A 20971-nucleotide genomic window follows, 5' to 3' on the forward strand; every position below is an offset into this window, starting at 1 on the left:
TCTACGGGGTATTTCAAAACCTCAAAAAAAATGACCAAAAGCCCTGGGCATTGATTTCACGGCGACGCGTTGATTAGCCATCCTGACCGCTATCAGCAAAACGCACCGCGATAGCCTGGAATTGCTCATGGTTGGCCAGGAAAACCTCGCAGATTTCTGGATCGAAATGCGTAGCACATCCCTGGCGGATTATCTCCAGCGCCTGATCGTGTGACATGCCCTTCTTGTATACGCGTCGGCTAATCAGCGCGTCATAGACATCCGCCACCGCCATGAGCCTGGCGCTGATGGGGATGTCATCGGCACTCAGCCCGTCGGGATAACCGGTACCATCCCACTTTTCATGGTGGCTGTAGGCGATCTCCTTGGCAAGGCGCAGAAATGCCACCGAGGTGCCTAACTGCTCTTCGGCATTCCGGATGGCATCGCGTCCCAGTACCGTATGGGTCTTCATCGTCTCGAACTCTTCCGGCGTGAGGCGCCCCGGCTTGAGCAGTATGCCATCGGGTATGCCGATCTTGCCGATGTCATGCAGTGGAGCCGACTTGAACAGCAGGCGGATGCTCTCGTCATTGAGAAAATGCTGGAACCTCGGATGTTCGCGAAGCATCTCGGCCAGTAGTCTGACGTAGTGCTGAGTTCGTCGAATGTGGTTACCCGTCTCATTGTCGCGGGTTTCGGCCAGCGAGGTCATGGCCTGAATGGTCACATCCTGGATGGCGATGACCTCGGCGGTGCGGCGCTGAACTTCCTGCTCAAGGTAAGCCTTCTGATCACGCAAAAAGTCGGCGGCCGCCTTGACCTTCAATTGGGTTTCCACCCGTGCCAGCACGATGGGTGGATTGATCGGCTTGGTGATGTAGTCCACGGCGCCCATCTGCAAACCCAGGATCTCGTCTTCCATTGTCGCCATGGCGGTGATGAAGATGATCGGGATATCAGCGGTGCGCGGATCGCGCTTGAGCTGCTCTGCCACCTCATACCCCGACAGATCAGGCATCATGATGTCGAGCAGAATCAGATCCGGGCGAGGCTCCTGCACCGCTGCCTTCAGCGCGCGCTCACCGCTGATGGCCACGCGCGTGCGGTAGATGTCCTTCAGCAGGCCATTGATCAGCGTAATGTTCTCCGGCGTATCATCGACAATGAGGATGATCGGGCTAAGTGAGTAGTTTAGCGTTTCACTCATGATGCTCCCTCCAGCACGGGGTATCGCGGGCCGTCGATGCACGCTTGAGTGTTAGCCGTGCGGCCTCGAAGTCAAAGTTGTTCACCTCATTCATCAACTGCTCGAAACTGTCCTGGCCGAGTGCTCCGCGCAACGAATCCGCATACTGCTCCATATAATCCGGCGCTGCTCCGTCATTGGCCTCCAGCAGGTGCATGAGCGCTATGGCATGCTGTGCCCAGTCGACGCTCGATACCACCGCCGGTGCTGCCTGGCCGCTACCCAGCGCTTGGCGGATCGCATGCACGGCCAGCGAGAGCGCTTCGATCAATTCATTCACCAATGCGTCCGACTCGGCGTGCGCCCTGATCGCGGTTTCCAGCTTACCGGCCATGACTTGCAGGCCGCTGAAGCCGAGGTTGCCTGCAACGCCTTTAACGGTATGGGCCATTCGCTCGGCCGTCGCCCGATCACCCGCGCGCAGCGCGTTCCCCAGCGCTTGCCCTTCCAAAGCCCTGCGGTCGGCAAATTGACCTAGCAGCTTGATGTATAGCTGGCGATTGCCCGCCACTCGCCTCAGTCCGTCGGCGCTATCTAGCCCTGGAATGTCCGGTAGGCGCTCCTCGCCCGATGCGGCGCTGGACGGCTCCACTGCCGCCGACCGAGGTACGACCCAGCGCAGAACCGTGGCGATGAGTGCTTGCGGATCCACGGGCTTGGTCACATGGTCGACCATGCCCGCCTCGATGCAGCGCTCCCGGTCCTCGACCCTGGCATGTGCGGTCATAGCAATCACCGGGATCTGTGCGCAGTGAGGCCCGACGCGAATACGCCGGGTCGTCTCGAGACCATCCATCTGCGGCATCTGTACGTCCATCAGCACCGCGTCGTATTGCGCTGCAGCCAACATCGACAGCGCCTCGCAGCCGTTGCCGGCAACTTCCACCAGGGCACCGGCAGCCTCGAGAAGCTCCCTGGCAATCTGTTGGTTGATTTCGTTGTCCTCCGCGACGAGCAGGCGCACTCCGGCGAGCACCTGCGCCTGCGCAATGGGTACGGTTACCGCCACCACGCCCGTTTGCGGCGCGAATAAGTTGACCAGTACCTCTACCAGCGAGGACTGGTTGACCGGCTTGACCAGGAACGCGCGAATGCCGGCCGCTTGCGCAGCGGCGTGCATTTCGTCATGCCCAAATGCACTGACCATGACGGCGTACAATGTAGGCTGCAGGCCAAGCGCCCGGCGCGTCGTCTCGATGCCATCCATCTCTGGCATCTGCCAATCCACCAATAGCACCCGGAACGGGTCGTCGGCCGCCGCACCGCGAAGGCTCTCCAGAGCAGCCTCGCCTGACGCCACCGCGACCGGCGAAAGTCCCGCTACGCGAAGCATATCGGAAAGGATCTGGCGCGCGTCGGCATTGTCATCGACGACCAGGACCCGCGCTCCGGCGAGCTCCGCAGGGACAATCTGGCGCTGCGTACGCATGTGCTGGTCAAGACCAAGCCAGACGCTGAAAGAGAACGTGCTGCCGTTGCCCGGTTCGGAGTCCACCGCGATCGTTCCGCTCATCAGCTCGACGATGCGCTTCGAGATGGCAAGGCCCAGGCCGGTACCGCCGAATTGTCGCGTGGTGGAGCTATCGGCTTGGGCAAAGGCCTCAAAGAGTCGCCCGGCCTGCTCGGGAGTCATGCCGATACCGGTATCGCGTACACGAACCTGCAGTTGAACTTTGTCGCCGGTGCGGCCCAGGTTGCGAACCACGACCGTCACCTGCCCATGCTCGGTGAATTTCACTGCATTGCCTACCAGGTTCAGGATGACCTGGCCCAGGCGCAGCGGATCTCCAAGCAGCGTCCCGGGAACGTCCGACGCCCGGTCGAACAGCAGCTCAATACCCCTGTCGTAGGCCTTTTGCGCAATCAGCGAGGACACGTTGTCGAGCACCGCATCGATCTCAAACGGCACGGCCTCGACGCTGAGCTTTCCGGCCTCGATCTTGGAGAAGTCGAGGATGTCGTTGATGATGCCAAGCAGCGAAGTGCCCGCGTTGTGGATCTTCGAGACATAATCGCGCTGCCGCTGGTCCAGCGAAGTCTTCAGCGCAAGGTAGGACATGCCGATGATCGCATTCATGGGCGTGCGGATTTCGTGACTCATGTTTGCAAGGAAGTCGCTTTTTGCCCGCGTCGCCTCTTCAGCAATCTCCTTCGCCCGCTGCTGCACCTGCTCTACTGCCTTGCGCTCGGTGATGTCCTGCAGCCAGTGGAGCAGCCCTTGCTCCCCCTGGATCTGGATTGGCAGGTAGGTGACAAGTATGGTGCGTTCGCGCCCCTGCCGGTCACGCATCGGTACTTCCTGGTCCTTTGCGATGCCGTCGTCCGTGAGGCGTTCGACGATGGCTTCGCGATCATGCCCATTCGCGTAAATCTGCGAAGCAGCGTCACCGACGCCTACGCCGAACGTTTCACAAAAGCGGGGGTTGGCGAAGCGGATCACGCCCTGGGTAGAAAAGGCTATGTTGATTGGACTCGTATCGAGGATTGCCTGCAGCCGCGCGCGTTCTTCGCTAAGCGCCACTGCTGCCGCATGATGATCCGTGACATCGCGCACCCAGCTAGCAACCAGGGTCTCACCGTGGATTGTCACGAATGATGCGCCGACCAGAACCCAGAGAATTGATCCATTTTTGTGCAGCAGGCGGGTCTCGAAGTTTTCGACCTTGCCGTTTCGTGTCAGCAGTTCGAGGAAGCGTTCGCGCTCCTCAGGGTCGACATACAGGCTCGTGGCGTTGCGCCCGAGCAGGTCCTCGTTGACATAACCGGTCGCCTGTGAAAAGCGTTGGCTTACTTCCCTGACGACCCCGTTTCGATCTGCCAGCACCAGGCTGGCGGGGCTGGTATCCATGAGCGCGCGGGTGAAAGCCTCGCGCTCGGCTAGCTCTGCGGCAACGCGCTTGCGCTCGTCCACTTCGCGGTTGAGGCGTCGGTTCCAGGCCAGCATGGCGCCGAGCAACAGCAGGACCGCGACCAAGCTCGGTATCGCCCAGCTCATTACGGTTTTAATATCGAGGCCGTCCTCGTTGAGGGACTCCTCGAACAGCCGGTATTCCATGAGCGATACGCGATAGTACCGCCGCCAGCTCGCATCGAGCGGCGAATCAATGCGATTGCTGGACTGGAAGAACCGCTCCAGCGCTCGCGCGAGATCCGGGGCGTTGCGCGCAACACCCCACCCAACGCTGGTCGCTTCGCTGACCGGAAACGCAATGGAGAGACGTTCGGGATCTTCACGGGCCCAGCGCAGCGCGCTTTCGCTACCCAACACCGTGAAATCCACCTTCGCATCGGCGACCAGTTTCACCGCCTGTTCGGTTGGCGCATACACTATTCTGACCGGCTGACTGGAGAGAGGACCGCGGTTGGCTTCATCGATCCACTGCTCGTAGCCCGTGCCCTTCTGCACTGCCGCCGTCAGACCGAGCAAATCAGACACCTCGTTGCCCAGGGACTGGTTGGAGCGATGGGCGATGACCAGGTTGCGGACCCGGTAGTAGGGCACGAGCAACATCTTCGTTTCGCGCCAAGGGACGATCTGCAAGTCATTTGGATAAAGATCACAGCTGCCGTCGGCGAGTAGCTTCGGGTCGTAGCTTGCCTCGCGTACGGTCTCGCCCCGATCGTCGTGAAACTGCGCATCGAAACTCGGCAGTTCCGTTACCTGTGGGCGTAAACCAAGTGATTGCGCGAACGCCTCCGCATTGGTCCGGTAGAAGGAAGCGCTTGAGCCAGCCACGCATATGCGCAGGACGCCACTTTCCCGAATCTGGGACAGCGTACGTGCTTCCACGCATGGCATGCTCAGCACCAACAAGCCTCCCAGCGCAAGCAACGCTCCCCAGCGCGGCTTTGTTTTCAAAATGCATCTACTGGTAGGTAATTGCTCACGATCCAACTCGACATATCCTTGTGAACGCCCTTGCAGAGCTTGTCCGTCTTCCTACACTGGTACGATAGGCTTTTGGAGTGTAGGCATACGCTACAGCAAGCGCCAGCAACAAAAACTGGGCCAGCTAGCGAATTTCCACTGGTGCTTACCGTTCGGAAAGTGAGTTTCCGGACGCTTACTCAGTACTCGTACACATAAGTTTCGCCAATGTCCGCTCCGGGTCGATTCTGTTGAAAAAGTCGGTTATCCAAAACTGCCTGGCCATTGCCTAGTGAGAACACCATTTTTGCAAGCTGCTGCGTGAAATCTGCGTCTGGAAACCTCTGCCAAAAGTAAAAATTTCAATCTCGGACGCGTACTTTTCTGCCGTGGAAACCATGGTCGACTTTTTCAACAGAATCGGTCGACTGCGGCCCTTCATGACTGGCAGCAGTCGACTGTGGATGCACCCTCCTCCCGGTGTCCTTCCGACCATGCGCAACTCCCTACCGAGGTCAGTAATCCTCCTGCTACGCTGAAAATTTCACGGAGGATTGCACAACGCCAAACTCAGACTTACTCCCTTCCCTGCTATTTAAGATCAACGAAAACCAGCTCGCCCTGGAGGCCGCCATCATGGAGCTTTCGAACTGGGTAGAGATGCGCGGATCGGCGGACGTCGCCGACAATGTTCGGGGCGCCCTAGACACAATCGATCGAAACGAGGAGTTCATCAAGATAACGCTTGCTGTGCTCATGACGCCCGACTAATCGCGAAAGTTCGCCATGTATCAGTTCGACATTTTTTGGCAGACCAGGGAGTCTATCCGTAACCAATTTTTTGTAGATATTATTCACAGCTCGTCGGAAATTGGATGGAGAAATCCAATCAGGCTTCCATCGACACCAGCCCTTATTGGAGGCTGGTAGGGTGTACACTTCACGGTACAACGTGGAAGTGTACACATGCAAAAAACTATATTAATTATACAGTTATGCTATTATTCGAGTCTCCCTCGGGCACCATCTTAAAGAAAGACCTTGAATTTCAAGGTCTTTTTTTCGCCTGCAAAAAAGTGAAAGTCTGTCGCCAGGGGCCGCATGAGCGCTCAGAAGGCCAGATCAGGCGAAACCAACCCCCAAGATAGTCACAAGCCTTAAAAGCCAGTGAGCGCGCTTACGGACCGCAAGAATCTTGTGATGACGTAGCCTGCCCTTCTCGCCCCTATCAGTACACATAAGCTAACGTGCGAACCTCGACTTGAACATCGGCCTTATGGACTTGATGGGTTTAGCTGCGCCGATACGTCGACAACAGCCAGGGCTCGACCATTGAGGGCCTCTAACGTAGGTAGAAGGCAAGACCGGGGAGGAACGCCTACGGATACTTCGGATCAGAGGCAGCGCACGTTATCTATGGGCACGGTGCCGTCATCCAGGTAACGACTCAACGCCGGCCAGCGCTTGAGGCTGTAATCCAACGCTTTGATAATCCCCAAACCTTCATGCACACCCTCGCGCTGGGCGCTCATCCAGGCATGAGAAACGCGTCCATCAGAGGCGCTGCTTTTCCTGACGTATTCGTCGTCGGACGTCCGGTTCCACATCGCGGATTTCGCGTTCAATTTCATATAGGGCTGCGATGTACCGCAGTGCTTGCTCGGCAAGCACGCTTTTGCCGGTGATGTGCAGGTCATAGAACTTGCGGCGGGCGTGGGCCATGCAGCCGATTTCGGTAACGTGGGGATGTCTTCGCCGATGCGTTTGAGGGTGCAGCCGCATTGGCACTGGGTGTTTTCAGGTTCGTGATGAATCAGCATGCGCGCAAACTCGGCGGGCAAAGCAGTACGTTTGGGTTGCTGACGGACTGGCGCTTGTGCAGGCTTTGGTGCCAGGATTTCAAGCTCGGCCTCGATGGCGGCCAGGTCGGTCTCAATAAGGTCGTCGAGCAAACTGGCCTGGTCAGGACTGAATGACTCGGAGCGTTTGGCGAAACGGTGACGCTTGAGCTGGGCTATCTCATGAATGAGCTGCTGGTTGCGGCTCTTTTGGTGCAGCACTTCTTTATCAAGACGCTCGACATGTTGAAGCAACTAGACGCAAGGCGTTGCCAGGGAAGACCGACCACCAGTGCCTGGAGTTGCTCAGCATTCAGCTCCATCTGGTCGCCACATCGACTGCTCGGCCAGGAGAGCTTTCCTTGGTGCAGACGGCGTACCGCTAGCCAAACGCCTAGGCTGTCGTGTACCAACACCTTCATGCGGTTACCCCGGCGATTGGCAAAGAGATAAGCGCAGTGCGGCTGCGCCGCACCGAAGACAGCGACGACTCGAGCGAGCGCTTTTTCGGTGCCGGCTCGCATATCCATAGGTTCGGTGGCCAGCCAGATCGAGTCGATACGGATCATTGCGTTAACTCACGTACAAACCGGGCACAGCCCTCGGGATCGGAAGATGGCCATTTCACCATGATGGCTTGCTCGCCAAATGGCAGTTCAATGATGACGGAGCCCTCGGCCGACCTTTTCGGCGCGACTTTCACCGGAACAAATGCCGGCGGCGGCGCGGGTGGTTGATCTCGGTAAAGTGGTAGCCACTTGCGGATCACATTGGCATTGAGTGGAGCCACGCTGAAACGCCGGCAACTTTCCGAGCGCCCAAAACAAAACCCCATCTGCTTTCGCAAATGGGGTTTCGGAATTTAATCTTGACGATGACCTACTCTCACATGGGGAAACCCCACACTACCATCGGCGATGCATCGTTTCACTACTGAGTTCGGGATGGGATCAGGTGGTTCCAATGCTCTATGGTCGTCAAGAAATTCGGGTACTGAGTCGCGACCAGTTGGCCTCGCTTCAGCAAATTGGGTATGTGACAGCTTTCGGTGTTTTGTGAGCATCGAACTTTCGGTTCATTGCGTCTTCACACACCGCAATCTGATGCTCTTTCGAGTAGTCAAATTGCTTGGGTGTTATATGGTCAAGCCTCACGGGCAATTAGTATTGGTTAGCTCAACGCCTCACAGCGCTTACACACCCAACCTATCAACGTCGTAGTCTTCGACGGCCCTTCAGGGGACTCAAGGTCCCAGTGAGATCTCATCTTGAGGCTAGTTTCCCGCTTAGATGCTTTCAGCGGTTATCTATTCCGAACATAGCTACCCGGCAATGCCACTGGCGTGACAACCGGAACACCAGAGGTTCGTCCACTCCGGTCCTCTCGTACTAGGAGCAGCCCCTCTCAAATCTCAAACGTCCACGGCAGATAGGGACCGAACTGTCTCACGACGTTCTAAACCCAGCTCGCGTACCACTTTAAATGGCGAACAGCCATACCCTTGGGACCGGCTTCAGCCCCAGGATGTGATGAGCCGACATCGAGGTGCCAAACACCGCCGTCGATATGAACTCTTGGGCGGTATCAGCCTGTTATCCCCGGAGTACCTTTTATCCGTTGAGCGATGGCCCTTCCATACAGAACCACCGGATCACTAAGACCTACTTTCGTACCTGCTCGACGTGTCTGTCTCGCAGTCAAGCGCGCTTTTGCCTTTATACTCTACGACCGATTTCCGACCGGTCTGAGCGCACCTTCGTACTCCTCCGTTACTCTTTAGGAGGAGACCGCCCCAGTCAAACTACCCACCATACACTGTCCTCGATCCGGATAACGGACCTGAGTTAGAACCTCAAAGTTGCCAGGGTGGTATTTCAAGGTTGGCTCCACGCAGACTGGCGTCCACGCTTCAAAGCCTCCCACCTATCCTACACAAGCAAATTCAAAGTCCAGTGCAAAGCTATAGTAAAGGTTCACGGGGTCTTTCCGTCTAGCCGCGGATACACTGCATCTTCACAGCGATTTCAATTTCACTGAGTCTCGGGTGGAGACAGCGCCGCCATCGTTACGCCATTCGTGCAGGTCGGAACTTACCCGACAAGGAATTTCGCTACCTTAGGACCGTTATAGTTACGGCCGCCGTTTACCGGGGCTTCGATCAAGAGCTTCGCGTTAGCTAACCCCATCAATTAACCTTCCGGCACCGGGCAGGCGTCACACCCTATACGTCCACTTTCGTGTTTGCAGAGTGCTGTGTTTTTAATAAACAGTCGCAGCGGCCTGGTATCTTCGACCGGCATGAGCTTACGGAGCAAGTCCTTCACCCTCACCGGCGCACCTTCTCCCGAAGTTACGGTGCCATTTTGCCTAGTTCCTTCACCCGAGTTCTCTCAAGCGCCTTGGTATTCTCTACCCAACCACCTGTGTCGGTTTGGGGTACGGTTCCTGGTTACCTGAAGCTTAGAAGCTTTTCTTGGAAGCATGGCATCAACCACTTCGTTAACTAAAAGTTAACTCGTCATCAGCTCTCGGCCTTAGAATCCCGGATTTACCTAAGATTCCAGCCTACCACCTTAAACTTGGACAACCAACGCCAAGCTGGCCTAGCCTTCTCCGTCCCTCCATCGCAATAACCAGAAGTACAGGAATATTAACCTGTTTTCCATCGACTACGCTTTTCAGCCTCGCCTTAGGGACCGACTAACCCTGCGTCGATTAACGTTGCGCAGGAAACCTTGGTCTTTCGGCGTGGGTGTTTTTCACACCCATTGTCGTTACTCATGTCAGCATTCGCACTTCTGATACCTCCAGCAAGCTTCTCAACTCACCTTCACAGGCTTACAGAACGCTCCTCTACCGCATCACTTACGTGATACCCGTAGCTTCGGTGTATGGTTTGAGCCCCGTTACATCTTCCGCGCAGGCCGACTCGACTAGTGAGCTATTACGCTTTCTTTAAAGGGTGGCTGCTTCTAAGCCAACCTCCTAGCTGTCTAAGCCTTCCCACATCGTTTCCCACTTAACCATAACTTTGGGACCTTAGCTGACGGTCTGGGTTGTTTCCCTTTTCACGACGGACGTTAGCACCCGCCGTGTGTCTCCCATGCTCGGCACTTGTAGGTATTCGGAGTTTGCATCGGTTTGGTAAGTCGGGATGACCCCCTAGCCGAAACAGTGCTCTACCCCCTACAGTGATACATGAGGCGCTACCTAAATAGCTTTCGAGGAGAACCAGCTATCTCCGAGCTTGATTAGCCTTTCACTCCGATCCACAGGTCATCCGCTAACTTTTCAACGGTAGTCGGTTCGGTCCTCCAGTTAGTGTTACCCAACCTTCAACCTGCCCATGGATAGATCGCCCGGTTTCGGGTCTATTCCCAGCGACTAGACGCCCTATTAAGACTCGCTTTCGCTACGCCTCCCCTATTCGGTTAAGCTCGCCACTGAAAATAAGTCGCTGACCCATTATACAAAAGGTACGCAGTCACCCAACAAAGTGGGCTCCCACTGCTTGTACGCATACGGTTTCAGGATCTATTTCACTCCCCTCTCCGGGGTTCTTTTCGCCTTTCCCTCACGGTACTAGTTCACTATCGGTCAGTCAGTAGTATTTAGCCTTGGAGGATGGTCCCCCCATATTCAGACAAAGTTTCTCGTGCTCCGTCCTACTCGATTTCATGACTAAGAGATTTTCGCGTACAGGGCTATCACCCACTATGGCCGCACTTTCCAGAGCGTTCCGCTAATCTCAAAGCCACTTAAGGGCTAGTCCCCGTTCGCTCGCCACTACTAAGGGAATCTCGGTTGATTTCTTTTCCTCAGGGTACTTAGATGTTTCAGTTCCCCTGGTTCGCCTCTTACGCCTATGTATTCAGCGTAAGATAACCATCTTATGATGGCTGGGTTCCCCCATTCAGACATCTCCGGATCAAAGTCTGTTTGCCGACTCCCCGAAGCTTTTCGCAGGCTACCACGTCTTTCATCGCCTCTGACTGCCAAGGCATCCACCGTATGCGCTTCTTCACTTGACCATATAACCCCAAGCAATCTGGTTATACTGTGAAGACAACATTCGCCGAAAATTCGATAATACTCAAAACTGAGTAACTCACAAATTTTACCTTAGCCTGATCCGTTACCAGTGAAAGTAACGTTCAGTCTATCTTTCTATCACATACCCAAATTTTTAAAGAACGATCTAATCAAAGACTAGAAATCAACATTCACCATCATCACAATGGAATGCTCATTTCTAAGCTTTCAACAACAGAAGCAGTAGTGGTGGAGCCAAACGGGATCGAACCGTTGACCTCCTGCGTGCAAGGCAGGCGCTCTCCCAGCTGAGCTATGGCCCCGTATTTCTACAGGCGTTTCCCACACAAAATTGGTGGGTCTGGGCAGATTCGAACTGCCGACCTCACCCTTATCAGGGGTGCGCTCTAACCAACTGAGCTACAGACCCAATTTCGGGCTGCTTCTTTATCGTCTTCTTCAATGAATCAAGCAATTCGTGTGGGAACTTATGGAGCAGCTGATGTCGTCGATTAAGGAGGTGATCCAGCCGCAGGTTCCCCTACGGCTACCTTGTTACGACTTCACCCCAGTCATGAATCACACCGTGGTAACCGTCCTCCCGAAGGTTAGACTAGCTACTTCTGGTGCAACCCACTCCCATGGTGTGACGGGCGGTGTGTACAAGGCCCGGGAACGTATTCACCGCGACATTCTGATTCGCGATTACTAGCGATTCCGACTTCACGCAGTCGAGTTGCAGACTGCGATCCGGACTACGATCGGTTTTATGGGATTAGCTCCACCTCGCGGCTTGGCAACCCTCTGTACCGACCATTGTAGCACGTGTGTAGCCCAGGCCGTAAGGGCCATGATGACTTGACGTCATCCCCACCTTCCTCCGGTTTGTCACCGGCAGTCTCCTTAGAGTGCCCACCATAACGTGCTGGTAACTAAGGACAAGGGTTGCGCTCGTTACGGGACTTAACCCAACATCTCACGACACGAGCTGACGACAGCCATGCAGCACCTGTCTCAATGTTCCCGAAGGCACCAATCTATCTCTAGAAAGTTCATTGGATGTCAAGGCCTGGTAAGGTTCTTCGCGTTGCTTCGAATTAAACCACATGCTCCACCGCTTGTGCGGGCCCCCGTCAATTCATTTGAGTTTTAACCTTGCGGCCGTACTCCCCAGGCGGTCAACTTAATGCGTTAGCTGCGCCACTAAGAGCTCAAGGCTCCCAACGGCTAGTTGACATCGTTTACGGCGTGGACTACCAGGGTATCTAATCCTGTTTGCTCCCCACGCTTTCGCACCTCAGTGTCAGTATTAGTCCAGGTGGTCGCCTTCGCCACTGGTGTTCCTTCCTATATCTACGCATTTCACCGCTACACAGGAAATTCCACCACCCTCTACCATACTCTAGTCAGTCAGTTTTGAATGCAGTTCCCAGGTTGAGCCCGGGGATTTCACATCCAACTTAACAAACCACCTACGCGCGCTTTACGCCCAGTAATTCCGATTAACGCTTGCACCCTCTGTATTACCGCGGCTGCTGGCACAGAGTTAGCCGGTGCTTATTCTGTCGGTAACGTCAAAACAATCACGTATTAGGTAACTGCCCTTCCTCCCAACTTAAAGTGCTTTACAATCCGAAGACCTTCTTCACACACGCGGCATGGCTGGATCAGGCTTTCGCCCATTGTCCAATATTCCCCACTGCTGCCTCCCGTAGGAGTCTGGACCGTGTCTCAGTTCCAGTGTGACTGATCATCCTCTCAGACCAGTTACGGATCGTCGCCTTGGTGAGCCATTACCCCACCAACTAGCTAATCCGACCTAGGCTCATCTGATAGCGCAAGGCCCGAAGGTCCCCTGCTTTCTCCCGTAGGACGTATGCGGTATTAGCGTCCGTTTCCGAACGTTATCCCCCACTACCAGGCAGATTCCTAGGCATTACTCACCCGTCCGCCGCTCTCAAGAGAAGCAAGCTTCTCTCTACCGCTCGACTTGCATGTGTTAGGCCTGCCGCCAGCGTTCAATCTGAGCCATGATCAAACTCTTCAGTTCAAACATCTTTGGGTTTTTAAGAAACCCTAAACTTGGCTCAGCAATCGTTGGTTACATCTTTGATTTCTCGCGGAGTAACTTGTGATGCTGATAATCTTGTTGACTATCAGTCTGACCCCACAAGCACCCACACGAATTGCTTGATTCAGTTGTTAAAGAGCGGTTGGTTAAGATCTTTCGTCTCAACCGAGGCGCGCATTCTACAGCAGCCTCATTTGCTGTCAAGTGATTATTTTAAGAAGTTCTCAAGGAATCCTTAACAACTTCAACCACTTGCGCTTCAGATCTCTCATCAGCGGGAGGCGAATTCTACAGCGTTACACGCTGCTGTCAACACCTCTTTTTCAACTTCCTTTTGACTTCGATGAACTGAAGCACCTGCTGCCGAAAACTGCGTAACTCATTGTTTACCAAGGAGTTTTCCGTTTCGACTGCGCCGGAAGTGGGGCGAATTATAGGCTTCCAGAATCTGCGGTCAAGCGTTAATTTGGTTTTTCTATCAAATAGCCTACCGACCTGCAAATCCCTCTATATATAGAGCGCCCCACCCAACGTCAGAACGTGTAATTGAAGCTCGTCATGAAGTTACGCGGCGCACCGTACACGCTCCAGCTGTCGGCGTCGGTGTAGCAACTTCGATCAACAGGTTGTTCACGCTCAAGGTCGCGCTGAGGTTCCTGCTGATGTCTTACCTCGGCATCAGGTTGGGCAACGCGTAGCTGCCCTGCTCGAACGTGTGCAAATCCATCCCCGTCTTTGAGACTGGCCTTGACCCCCACCTACGTGGTCAAACATCGCCGTGTTCTGAGTGGTGTTATCGAGGCGCGACGAGGTCGGCACGCCGTCGATTTCAAAATTGTTGATCTGGAAACCACGGGACCAGTACGTATCGTTCTCCGCGCCCACGCCCACCCGCAGCACGGGGATGCCCGGCGTGGCCTCCAGCACCTCGGTTAGGTTGGTGAGCTTCTGATCGTCGAGGCGCTGACGGGTGATCACTGTCACCGATTGCGGAGTCTCTTTCTGGGTCAGATTCGCCCGCGCCGACAGTGTGGTGCGCTACCTGCAAAGCAACGGCATTCAACCGCAGCGACTTGCGGCTATTGGGTATGCCGACACGCGCCCGTTGGCGGATAACGCCACGGTTGAAGGCCGGGCGCGTAATCGGCGGGTGGAACTGATCCTGGAGCGCTAAGAGTCGGGGTCTTTTTTTTCTGCGGCAGAACAGTGATCATCGCCCTCCCCCAAACAACTCCGAGCACCCAAGACCATGGAACTGACGCTGGAAGCGGCTGCGCTGTTTGCACTGAAACTGATGCATGAAACCGATGACGGCAGCCCGCTTTTGCGCGACGACCTGGTGATGGATGGATATGAGCGGGAGGTGTTTGGGTTGTTGGTGAGGCAGGGGGACTTACCGACGATTCAGCTCAAGTTGCGGGCGTGTGTTGACCAGGCACTGGCCGCACTGGGCGGAGCGGATACGGTGTTAGGGCGGGAATTGCAGCGGTTGGCGGGCGAGGTGCAAAAAGCCTCTACGCTAGAGGAACTGAACCCACCGCTTGAGGCACTCAAGGACTACTTAAAAGCCATCCAATGACGCCATCCCATGTGGGAGGGAGCTTGCCCCCGATGGACGTCAACGATAACGCGCTCTAACTGACTAACCACAAGGACAGTCAAATGATCGACTTCAACAACAAAGGCTTCTTCAAGCTCAAACAAAACAACGAATACGCCGAACGCGTCTCGGCCCTGCTGCTGGATGGCGAAGAAGTCATCGACGCCTACAAAGCCATGCGCGACGGCGTGGTCTTCACCACCAAACGCATCATTGCCGTGAACGTGCAAGGCATCACCGGCAGCAAGAAGGACTTCACCTCGCTGCCGTACAAAAACATCGTCGCGTACTCGGTGGAAACCTCCGGCACGTTTGACCTGGATTCGGAACTGGAGATTTACTTTTCGTCCCTGGGGAAAGTGAAGTTTGAATTTACGGGGAAGACCTCGATTGTCGAAATCTCCCGGCTGATCTCCAAGCATCTGCTGACCTGATCAGCAGGTACCCAGCTCAGCGGATCGACAACGGATCAAAATGTGGGGGCTTGCTGATTCGCCCTCATAGGCTCACTTCCTCACGCAAGGAAGTGAGCCCGTCGTGTCTAAACGCGTGTAGGCGCACAACTCAAACGACGGCTCCCGATACCGCAGCCATCACGGGTGCACGATTCACCATCCCGCAAGCCCTCACCCCTTCGTGACCCCTTCCACCAGCACCCGCTGCCCCGTCTCGGTCACGTCGTACACTACCTGCCCACACCGCTCGCCCTTGAACTGAAACTCCACCAGATACACCTTCGCCTTCTGTGGGCTGAACGTGCTGTGCAGCGGGCCGCAGCGGTAGTAAATCCCATTGCCCTGGCTTCTCGCCGTACTGCTCACGGTGAGCTTCTTGCCTGGATCCGCCTGGATCTCCAACTGCGGAAAACGCTTGAACCCGGCACTGGCTACGGTCTGGTTGAGCTTGGCGATCCAGTTGAAGATTTTGCCTTCGCCGGTGTCCATCACGGTGCCGAGGATTTCCATGCGCTGGTCGGGGTCGCCTTCACGGTGGATGGCGAAGTCGACAGGGTTGGTCCCGCCGCTGGCTTTCATGATGACTTTGGCGTGTTCGGTGTCGACGGCTACGGTTTTCTGGCGCAGTTGGATACCGTCTTTGAACAGGCTGGGGGATGAGTCGCGTTGGTTGGATTGGCAGGCGCCCAGGGCCAGGGCGAGGGAGAGCAGTGCGATTCGTTTCACTGGGAGGATGTCCTTATCGTAGTGAAGCCAGTGAAGACTGGACCGGTGTTTAAACGAAATGTTCCGCAGTATGCGCCTCTCTCCGCACGGCAAAGACTGGCCACACTCTCTCTGACGAGTAGGCTTTTTTGTGGTGAGCGCGGCGGGCCCGCTCACCGCAAAAAAACACATCACACAACAAAAAACCTTTCGGCTCAGCCCGTTGAAGGGGGGCGGCTCTGGATTTCTTCGTTAAACACCAACCGCGCGCACAACCCACCCCGCTCCAGGTTGTGCAACGCCAGCCGGCTGCCGATCTTGCCGACGATCATCTCGACAATCGCCAGCCCCAGGCCGGCGCCATTGGCATTTCCACGGCTGTAGAACCGCTCGAACAAGCGCCCGGCTTGCGCTTCATCAATCCCCGGGCCTTGGTCCTGCACGCTCAGGCAATAGGCACCAATCACGACCTTCACTTCGCTGCCGGGCGGGGAGAAGTTGAGGGCGTTGGTCACCAGGTTTTGCAGGGCGATGGCCAGTGCCACGGGTTCGGTTTCGACCCAGCACTCTTCATGCCCTTCCAGCACCAACTCCACGCCTTTTTCCATGGCGAGCGGGGTCAGTTCCGCCAACTCTTCGCGCACCAGCGCCGTCAACTGCACACGACTGCGTACTGGGTTATTCAATTGTGGCTCTATGCGCGCCATGGTCAGCAACTGGCTGGCGATGCGGGTGGCGCGGTCGACACCGCTCACCAGAAACTCCAACGCCTCGCGTCGTTGCTCCACTGTCTGCGCGCTTTTTGCGTTTTGCGCATGGATACGCAGGATCGCCAGCGGCGTGCGCAATTCGTGGGCGGCGTCGGCAATGAAGCGACGTTCGCGTTCCAATAGGTCGTCCACCTGCACCAGCAGGCGGTTGAGCGCGGTTTGCATGGGTTCCAGGTCGGTGGGCAGCGGCTTGAGGTGCAGCGGTTGCAACGTGTCGCCGTTGCGCCCGCGAATCGACAAGGCCATGGCCCGCAGGGGCTTGAGGCCCCAACCGATGAGCAGCCAGATCAACAGGGTGAGCAGCGGCACGCCGATCAGGGTGGGCCAAAGGGTGTGGCGCATGATGCGTTGGATCACGTCCTGGCGGATGTCGTCGCGCTCGCCCACCCAAATCAGCAGGCCTTGCTGCGGGTCGGCGAGGAGGAAGGCGCACCAGTCGTTGCCGTTATCCATGATGTCGTGGGAACCGAGGGTCGCGGGCGGCGCGGCGAGCACCGGCGCTTCGGCGGAGCGTACGAGTAGCTGGCCGTCGCTGCGCCACACTTGGAAGGTCAGGCGGGTTTCATAGGGATGGGCCACGCCCTCTTCACCCACGCGGCTCATGGCGTGGTCGAACGCCTGGTACAAGCGTTCCCAATCCGCTTCGCCGGGGTCGCGCTGGCGCAGCACACCTTGCAGCAGGCGTGCACTTTGCGCGAGTTGGGCGTCGTAGACTTCTTCGATCTCGTGGTGACTGTCGCGCAGCACCAGCCAGCTGATCAGGGCATCACCGAGCAGGATCAACACCAGCACCGGGACGAGAATGCGCGCGCGTACGGAGGTCATGGCTTGAGCACCAGTACATAGCCCACACCGCGCACAGTGCGGATCAGCTCGGTGGATAACTTTTTACGCAGGTTGTGGATCAACACTTCCAAGGTGTTGCTCTCGACGCGGTCCTGCCAGCCATACAGGCCGCGGGATAGGCGCTCGCGGGTCACCACTTTGCCGGGGCGCACCATCAGTTGGTGCAGCAACTGATATTCCATGGGGGTGACGATGATGTCCTCATCCAGATAACGCACCTGTTGGGTGGCCGGGTCGAGGCTGACGCCGGCGTGTTCGAGCATCGGTTGCGCTCGGCCCTGGCTGCGGCGCAACAGGGCGCGCACGCGGGCCTTGAGCTCTTCGACATCGAAGGGTTTGACCAGGTAGTCGTCGGCGCCGGCGTCGAGCCCGGCGATGCGCTCGGGGGTGCCGTCGCGGGCGGTGAGGATCAGCACCGGCAGGTCGTGCTGTTCGGCGCGCAGTTGCTGCAACAGGTCGAGGCCGTCGAGGCGGGGCAAGCCAAGGTCGAGCAGCAACAAATCAAAACTCTCGCTACGCACCGCATGCAGCGCCGCGACGCCATCCTGCAGCCAGTCCAAGGTGTATCCCTCGGCGCCCAAGGCCACGCGAATCCCCTGGCCGAGGGCACGGTCATCTTCGACAAGGAGTAGGCGCATGGCAAAACCTCTGTAGGAATCGGCGGCATCATGCCGGGTTCTGGCCGGGGTTATTTCAGCAAAGATGTTACGGCTCGTTGCCAACTAAGGTTGCCCTAAGGTTGGTTTTGCACTGTGAAATCTCCCACATTTGCTGAGAGCTTTTCCATGCGCAAAATTCTCCTGCTGTCCCTGATCCTCGCCAGCCCACTGGCCCTTGCCGGCCCGCAATGCACCACCGCCGAGCGCTCCCAATGGCAAGACGAAAAAGCCTTCCAGGACAAGCTCAAGGCCGAGGGCTACACCATCAGCAAGTTCAAGGTCACCGACGGCAACTGCTACGAGATCTACGGGTTCGACAAGGACAAGCGCAAGGTCGAGATCTACCACGACCCGGTCACCGGCAAGGCCGTGAAGACTGAGATCAAAGGCTGATGCCAGGCGAATCCCTGCGCCTGTGGGACCCGCTGGTGAGGCTGTTTCACGCTTCCATCGCTGGGGTCTTTGTCGCCAATTACTGCTTCAACGAAGCAGGCGATGACTGGCATGTCTGGCTGGGCTATTACGCCATGGCCTGGCTGCTGGTACGCACGGTGTGGGGGTTTGTCGGACCGCGCAGCGCACGGTGGGCGGACTTTTGGCCTACACCCAAAAGGCTGAATGCCCACGTGCGTTCGCTGCTCAACGGTCGGCCGCAACACCGCCTGGGTCACTCGCCGATTGGCGCGTTGGTGATGCTGTTGATGTTGCTGGCGTTGCTCACGGTCGGCGTGAGCGGCTTTTTGATGCAGCAAGTCGATGCCCTCTGGGGTGCCGATTGGCCGCTGCAAGTGCACGAGACCGCTGCCAATGCGCTGCTCGCGCTGGTCTGCGTGCATGTGCTGGCCGCTGTGTTTGAAAGTATCCAGGTGCGGGACAACCTGCCGTTATCCATGCTCACCGGTCGCAGGAAGCGCCTGCCGGATGAACGTGCGCAGTAATCCTTTTATCCACAGGTTCCCTATGCGCCCCGCCTTATTAATATGCAGCCTGCTGGCGGTGTTTTTCGCCGCCTGGCAAAGTCATCCGCCCCATGTGCTGGCGCCGTTTGCCCAGGTCAGCCCGAACACCGCAAACGTGGCGGCACCGGCGCAGTACAGCAGCCGGTTCGTGTCCACCCAGCTCACCGACTTCGTGCATGCCTCGTCCGTCACTGCCCTGCCCGGCGGCGACTTGATGGCCGTGTGGTTTGCCGGCTCACGCGAAGGCGCCGCCGATGTGCAGGTGCGCACCGCGCGCTTTGATGCACGCAGCGGCGAATGGGGCGCCGAGCAGGTGCTGGCCACGCGGGAAAGCACCCGCGACGGCACCCAGCGCTATATCCGCAAGCTCGGTAACCCGGTGATTGCGCTGGCGCCGGATAAACGCCTGTGGATGTTTTATGTCTCGGTGTCAGTGGGCGGTTGGGCCACCAGTGCGATCAATGTGATGGTGTCGGATGATCTCGGCACCAACTGGACCGCCCCTCGGCAACTGGTGACCTCGCCGTTCTTCAATATCAGCACGCTGGTACGCGCCGCGCCGGTGTTCCACGCCGATGGCTCCATCGGCCTGCCGGTGTACCACGAGTTCATGGGTAAGTTTGCCGAGTACCTGTACTTGAGCGCGGACGGCGCGGTGATCGATAAATTCCGCATTAGCCGTGGCAAGAACTCATTGCAACCGACCATCGTGCCACTGGATGGCCAGCGCGCCGTGGCGATGTTGCGCTACGCCGGCGACACCCACCACCGTGTCCTCGCCAGCCGCACCGAAGACGCCGGGCAAACCTGGAGCCAGCCGTACCCGCTGGAGCCGGCCAACCCCAACTCGTCATTGGCGGCGGTGGGCACGGTGGACGATGGATTGCTGGTAGCGCTCAATGACCTGCAGGACGGGCGCTTCAAGCTCAGCCTCTACGGCACCGACGCCCAGCTCAGCCAGTGGCGCACCGTGGTGCAACTGGACGAATCGCCAGACCCGCTCGGTCAACCGTTCGCCCCCGAGGCCTATAAAGCCATCATCGGCGAAGGCTTCCGCGCCTCCAGCGGCGCGCAACGATTACCGTTGGAGCAGCGTTTTCTCAGCAACCTCGACTACCGCGTGTGCAAGCCCCAAGGCTGCGATTTCGAATACGAATACCCGTACTTCAGCCGCAGCCCGGATGGCATGTACCACTTGGTGTACTCCTGGAATAACACCTTTATCAAACATGTCAGCTTCAACGAAGCCTGGCTGGCGGAGCGTCTGTGATGGTTTCTCTGTGGCAGGCGCATTTGAGTTTTGTGCTGTTGGGGTTTGTGCTGTTCAGCACATTTGGATTTACCGCCCCGTGGCGACCGTGGTTGCTACCGGCCTTGGTGGCAGTGAGTGTTATGCCCGTCAATGAGTTGCCGTTGGCGGCGTACGTGCGCAGTTTTACCGATGATTTGGCGATCAGCACGCTGGCGTTGTTGGCGTGGGTCTCGCTCAGCCGCCTGGGCTTGGTGCAGCCGCTAGCTCGACCGCATCACGTGCAGATGTTGCTGCTGTTTGGCCTGCTGGGCCTGGTGCTCTACCCGGCGAGGTTGGGCCTGACCTATTTCGACCCCTACCGCTGGGGCTTCAACCCTCGGCCGATGATTGTGCTGGTCGCGGCGTCGGCGCTGTTGATGCTGTGGCTGCGCAATGCGTTGGCGGTGTGGATGTTGGTGATCGGCACGCTGGCGTTCGCGCTGCGGCTCAAGGCGTCGGAAAACTATTGGGATTATCTGGTTGATCCACTTCTGACGGGCTACTGCCTGATCGCTGGGCTGATGCGATTGAAACTGTGGCAGAGAGCTTGCTCCCGCTGGCAGCGGGTCAGTCAGCATATTGTTAACTGACACACCGCTATCGGGGGCAAGCCCCCTGCCACAGTGGATAGGTGTCGCTCAAAAAATGG

At 57.1% G+C, this 20971-nt stretch carries 14 protein-coding genes, 2 tRNA genes, 3 rRNA genes and 3 pseudogenes; 8 read left to right on the top strand and 14 right to left on the bottom strand.

All coding sequences use genetic code 11. The annotated features are described in order from the left end of the window. Positions 1–73: 73 nt before the first annotated feature. Positions 74–1189, bottom strand: coding sequence for a two-component system response regulator (locus PspS35_RS24625; RefSeq protein WP_017530054.1), 1116 nt, complete (start codon positions 1187–1189; stop codon positions 74–76). After that, entirely contained in the window at positions 1182–5123 is a 3942-nt protein-coding gene (locus tag PspS35_RS24630) for a response regulator (protein WP_159937158.1), read from the bottom strand. The genes PspS35_RS24625 and PspS35_RS24630 overlap by 8 nt, the downstream gene beginning before the upstream one ends. A 561-nt stretch (positions 5124–5684) precedes the next feature. Here PspS35_RS24630 and PspS35_RS30465 point away from each other — a divergent pair. After that, positions 5685–5867: a hypothetical protein gene (locus PspS35_RS30465; RefSeq protein WP_026067433.1), complete on the top strand. Its 183-nt coding sequence runs from the start codon at positions 5685–5687 to the stop codon at positions 5865–5867. A gap of 638 nt (positions 5868–6505) precedes the next feature. On the opposite strand, the pseudogene PspS35_RS24640 reads toward PspS35_RS30465, so the two are convergent. The 9 genes and pseudogenes from PspS35_RS24640 to PspS35_RS24685 all read right to left on the bottom strand — a co-directional run. Next, a pseudogene (locus PspS35_RS24640) lies at positions 6506–7177 on the bottom strand (transposase); the annotation flags it as partial. Further along, entirely contained in the window at positions 7111–7503 is a 393-nt protein-coding gene (tnpB, locus tag PspS35_RS24645; RefSeq protein ID WP_159937159.1) for an IS66 family insertion sequence element accessory protein TnpB, read from the bottom strand. The pseudogene PspS35_RS24640 and the gene tnpB, both read right to left, overlap by 67 nt. Further along, positions 7500–7724: a hypothetical protein gene (locus PspS35_RS24650; RefSeq protein WP_159937160.1), complete on the bottom strand. Its 225-nt coding sequence runs from the start codon at positions 7722–7724 to the stop codon at positions 7500–7502. The genes tnpB and PspS35_RS24650 overlap by 4 nt, the downstream gene beginning before the upstream one ends. A 76-nt stretch (positions 7725–7800) precedes the next feature. Continuing rightward, a 5S ribosomal RNA gene (rrf, locus tag PspS35_RS24655) occupies positions 7801–7916 on the bottom strand. 157 nt (positions 7917–8073) lie between these two features. Continuing rightward, positions 8074–10965: ribosomal RNA gene (locus tag PspS35_RS24660) — 23S ribosomal RNA — on the bottom strand. Positions 10966–11213: 248 nt separating this feature from the next. Beyond that, positions 11214–11289, bottom strand: a tRNA-Ala gene (locus PspS35_RS24665). Between the two features lie 30 nt (positions 11290–11319). After that, positions 11320–11396, bottom strand: a tRNA-Ile gene (locus PspS35_RS24670). Positions 11397–11479: 83 nt separating this feature from the next. Further along, positions 11480–13016 (bottom strand): 16S ribosomal RNA (locus PspS35_RS24675). The 16S, 23S and 5S rRNA genes sit together here with 2 tRNA genes alongside, the layout of an rRNA operon. 786 nt (positions 13017–13802) lie before the next feature. After that, positions 13803–14069 (bottom strand): annotated as a pseudogene (locus tag PspS35_RS24685) (TonB-dependent receptor plug domain-containing protein); the annotation flags it as partial. Between PspS35_RS24685 and PspS35_RS24690 the strand changes: the two are divergent. From PspS35_RS24690 to PspS35_RS24700, 3 genes and pseudogenes are all read left to right on the top strand, one after another. Then, positions 14053–14211: pseudogene (locus PspS35_RS24690) on the top strand (OmpA family protein); the annotation flags it as partial. The pseudogenes PspS35_RS24685 and PspS35_RS24690 overlap by 17 nt on opposite strands. A gap of 75 nt (positions 14212–14286) precedes the next feature. Further along, positions 14287–14616 carry a hypothetical protein gene (locus tag PspS35_RS24695; RefSeq protein ID WP_159937161.1) on the top strand — a complete coding sequence of 110 codons (330 nt, stop codon included), beginning with the start codon at positions 14287–14289 and terminating at the stop codon, positions 14614–14616. Between the two features lie 83 nt (positions 14617–14699). After that, complete coding sequence (locus tag PspS35_RS24700) at positions 14700–15071, top strand: PH domain-containing protein (protein ID WP_024077309.1); 372 nt, start codon at positions 14700–14702, stop codon at positions 15069–15071. Between the two features lie 192 nt (positions 15072–15263). Here PspS35_RS24700 and PspS35_RS24705 read toward each other — a convergent pair whose 3' ends face one another. From PspS35_RS24705 to PspS35_RS24715, 3 genes are all read right to left on the bottom strand, one after another. Continuing rightward, positions 15264–15818, bottom strand: a complete 555-nt coding sequence (locus PspS35_RS24705; protein ID WP_159937162.1) for a hypothetical protein — start codon at positions 15816–15818, stop codon at positions 15264–15266. 194 nt (positions 15819–16012) lie between these two features. Beyond that, positions 16013–17392 (bottom strand): sensor histidine kinase, encoded by a 1380-nt coding sequence (locus tag PspS35_RS24710; RefSeq protein ID WP_159937163.1) that lies wholly within the window; start codon positions 17390–17392, stop codon positions 16013–16015. Continuing rightward, a complete protein-coding gene (locus tag PspS35_RS24715; protein ID WP_159937164.1) occupies positions 17389–18051 on the bottom strand; it encodes a response regulator in 663 nt (220 codons plus the stop codon). Before PspS35_RS24715 ends, PspS35_RS24710 begins: the two co-directional genes overlap by 4 nt. 147 nt (positions 18052–18198) lie before the next feature. On the opposite strand from PspS35_RS24715, the gene PspS35_RS24720 reads away from it, so the two are divergent. From PspS35_RS24720 to PspS35_RS24735, 4 genes are read left to right on the top strand one after another with little or no spacing between them, the layout of a single operon-like run. Continuing rightward, complete coding sequence (locus PspS35_RS24720) at positions 18199–18465, top strand: PepSY domain-containing protein (RefSeq protein ID WP_104994763.1); 267 nt, start codon at positions 18199–18201, stop codon at positions 18463–18465. After that, positions 18465–19010 (top strand): cytochrome b/b6 domain-containing protein, encoded by a 546-nt coding sequence (locus PspS35_RS24725; protein WP_159937165.1) that lies wholly within the window; start codon positions 18465–18467, stop codon positions 19008–19010. Before PspS35_RS24720 ends, PspS35_RS24725 begins: the two co-directional genes overlap by 1 nt. Positions 19011–19032: 22 nt before the next feature. Then, complete coding sequence (locus PspS35_RS24730; protein ID WP_159937166.1) at positions 19033–20301, top strand: sialidase family protein; 1269 nt, start codon at positions 19033–19035, stop codon at positions 20299–20301. Further along, positions 20301–20912 carry a hypothetical protein gene (locus PspS35_RS24735; RefSeq protein WP_159937167.1) on the top strand — a complete coding sequence of 204 codons (612 nt, stop codon included), beginning with the start codon at positions 20301–20303 and terminating at the stop codon, positions 20910–20912. Before PspS35_RS24730 ends, PspS35_RS24735 begins: the two co-directional genes overlap by 1 nt. Positions 20913–20971 lie beyond the last annotated feature (59 nt).

This window comes from Pseudomonas sp. S35 (assembly GCF_009866765.1).
In the GTDB taxonomy this organism is placed as follows: Bacteria; Pseudomonadota; Gammaproteobacteria; order Pseudomonadales; family Pseudomonadaceae; genus Aquipseudomonas.

Excerpts from the sequence above, each read along its gene's own strand:
- tnpB (WP_159937159.1), bottom strand. The coding sequence starts at position 7,503 with ATGATCCGTATCGACTCGATCTGGCTGGCCACCGAACCTATGGATATG.
- PspS35_RS24700 (WP_024077309.1), top strand. The coding sequence starts at position 14,700 with ATGATCGACTTCAACAACAAAGGCTTCTTCAAGCTCAAACAAAACAAC.
- PspS35_RS24710 (WP_159937163.1), bottom strand. The coding sequence starts at position 17,392 with ATGACCTCCGTACGCGCGCGCATTCTCGTCCCGGTGCTGGTGTTGATC.
- PspS35_RS24695 (WP_159937161.1), top strand. The coding sequence starts at position 14,287 with ATGGAACTGACGCTGGAAGCGGCTGCGCTGTTTGCACTGAAACTGATG.
- PspS35_RS24735 (WP_159937167.1), top strand. The coding sequence starts at position 20,301 with ATGGTTTCTCTGTGGCAGGCGCATTTGAGTTTTGTGCTGTTGGGGTTT.
- PspS35_RS24625 (WP_017530054.1), bottom strand. The coding sequence starts at position 1,189 with ATGAGTGAAACGCTAAACTACTCACTTAGCCCGATCATCCTCATTGTC.
- PspS35_RS24720 (WP_104994763.1), top strand. The coding sequence starts at position 18,199 with ATGCGCAAAATTCTCCTGCTGTCCCTGATCCTCGCCAGCCCACTGGCC.
- PspS35_RS24730 (WP_159937166.1), top strand. The coding sequence starts at position 19,033 with ATGCGCCCCGCCTTATTAATATGCAGCCTGCTGGCGGTGTTTTTCGCC.
- PspS35_RS24725 (WP_159937165.1), top strand. The coding sequence starts at position 18,465 with ATGCCAGGCGAATCCCTGCGCCTGTGGGACCCGCTGGTGAGGCTGTTT.
- PspS35_RS24715 (WP_159937164.1), bottom strand. The coding sequence starts at position 18,051 with ATGCGCCTACTCCTTGTCGAAGATGACCGTGCCCTCGGCCAGGGGATT.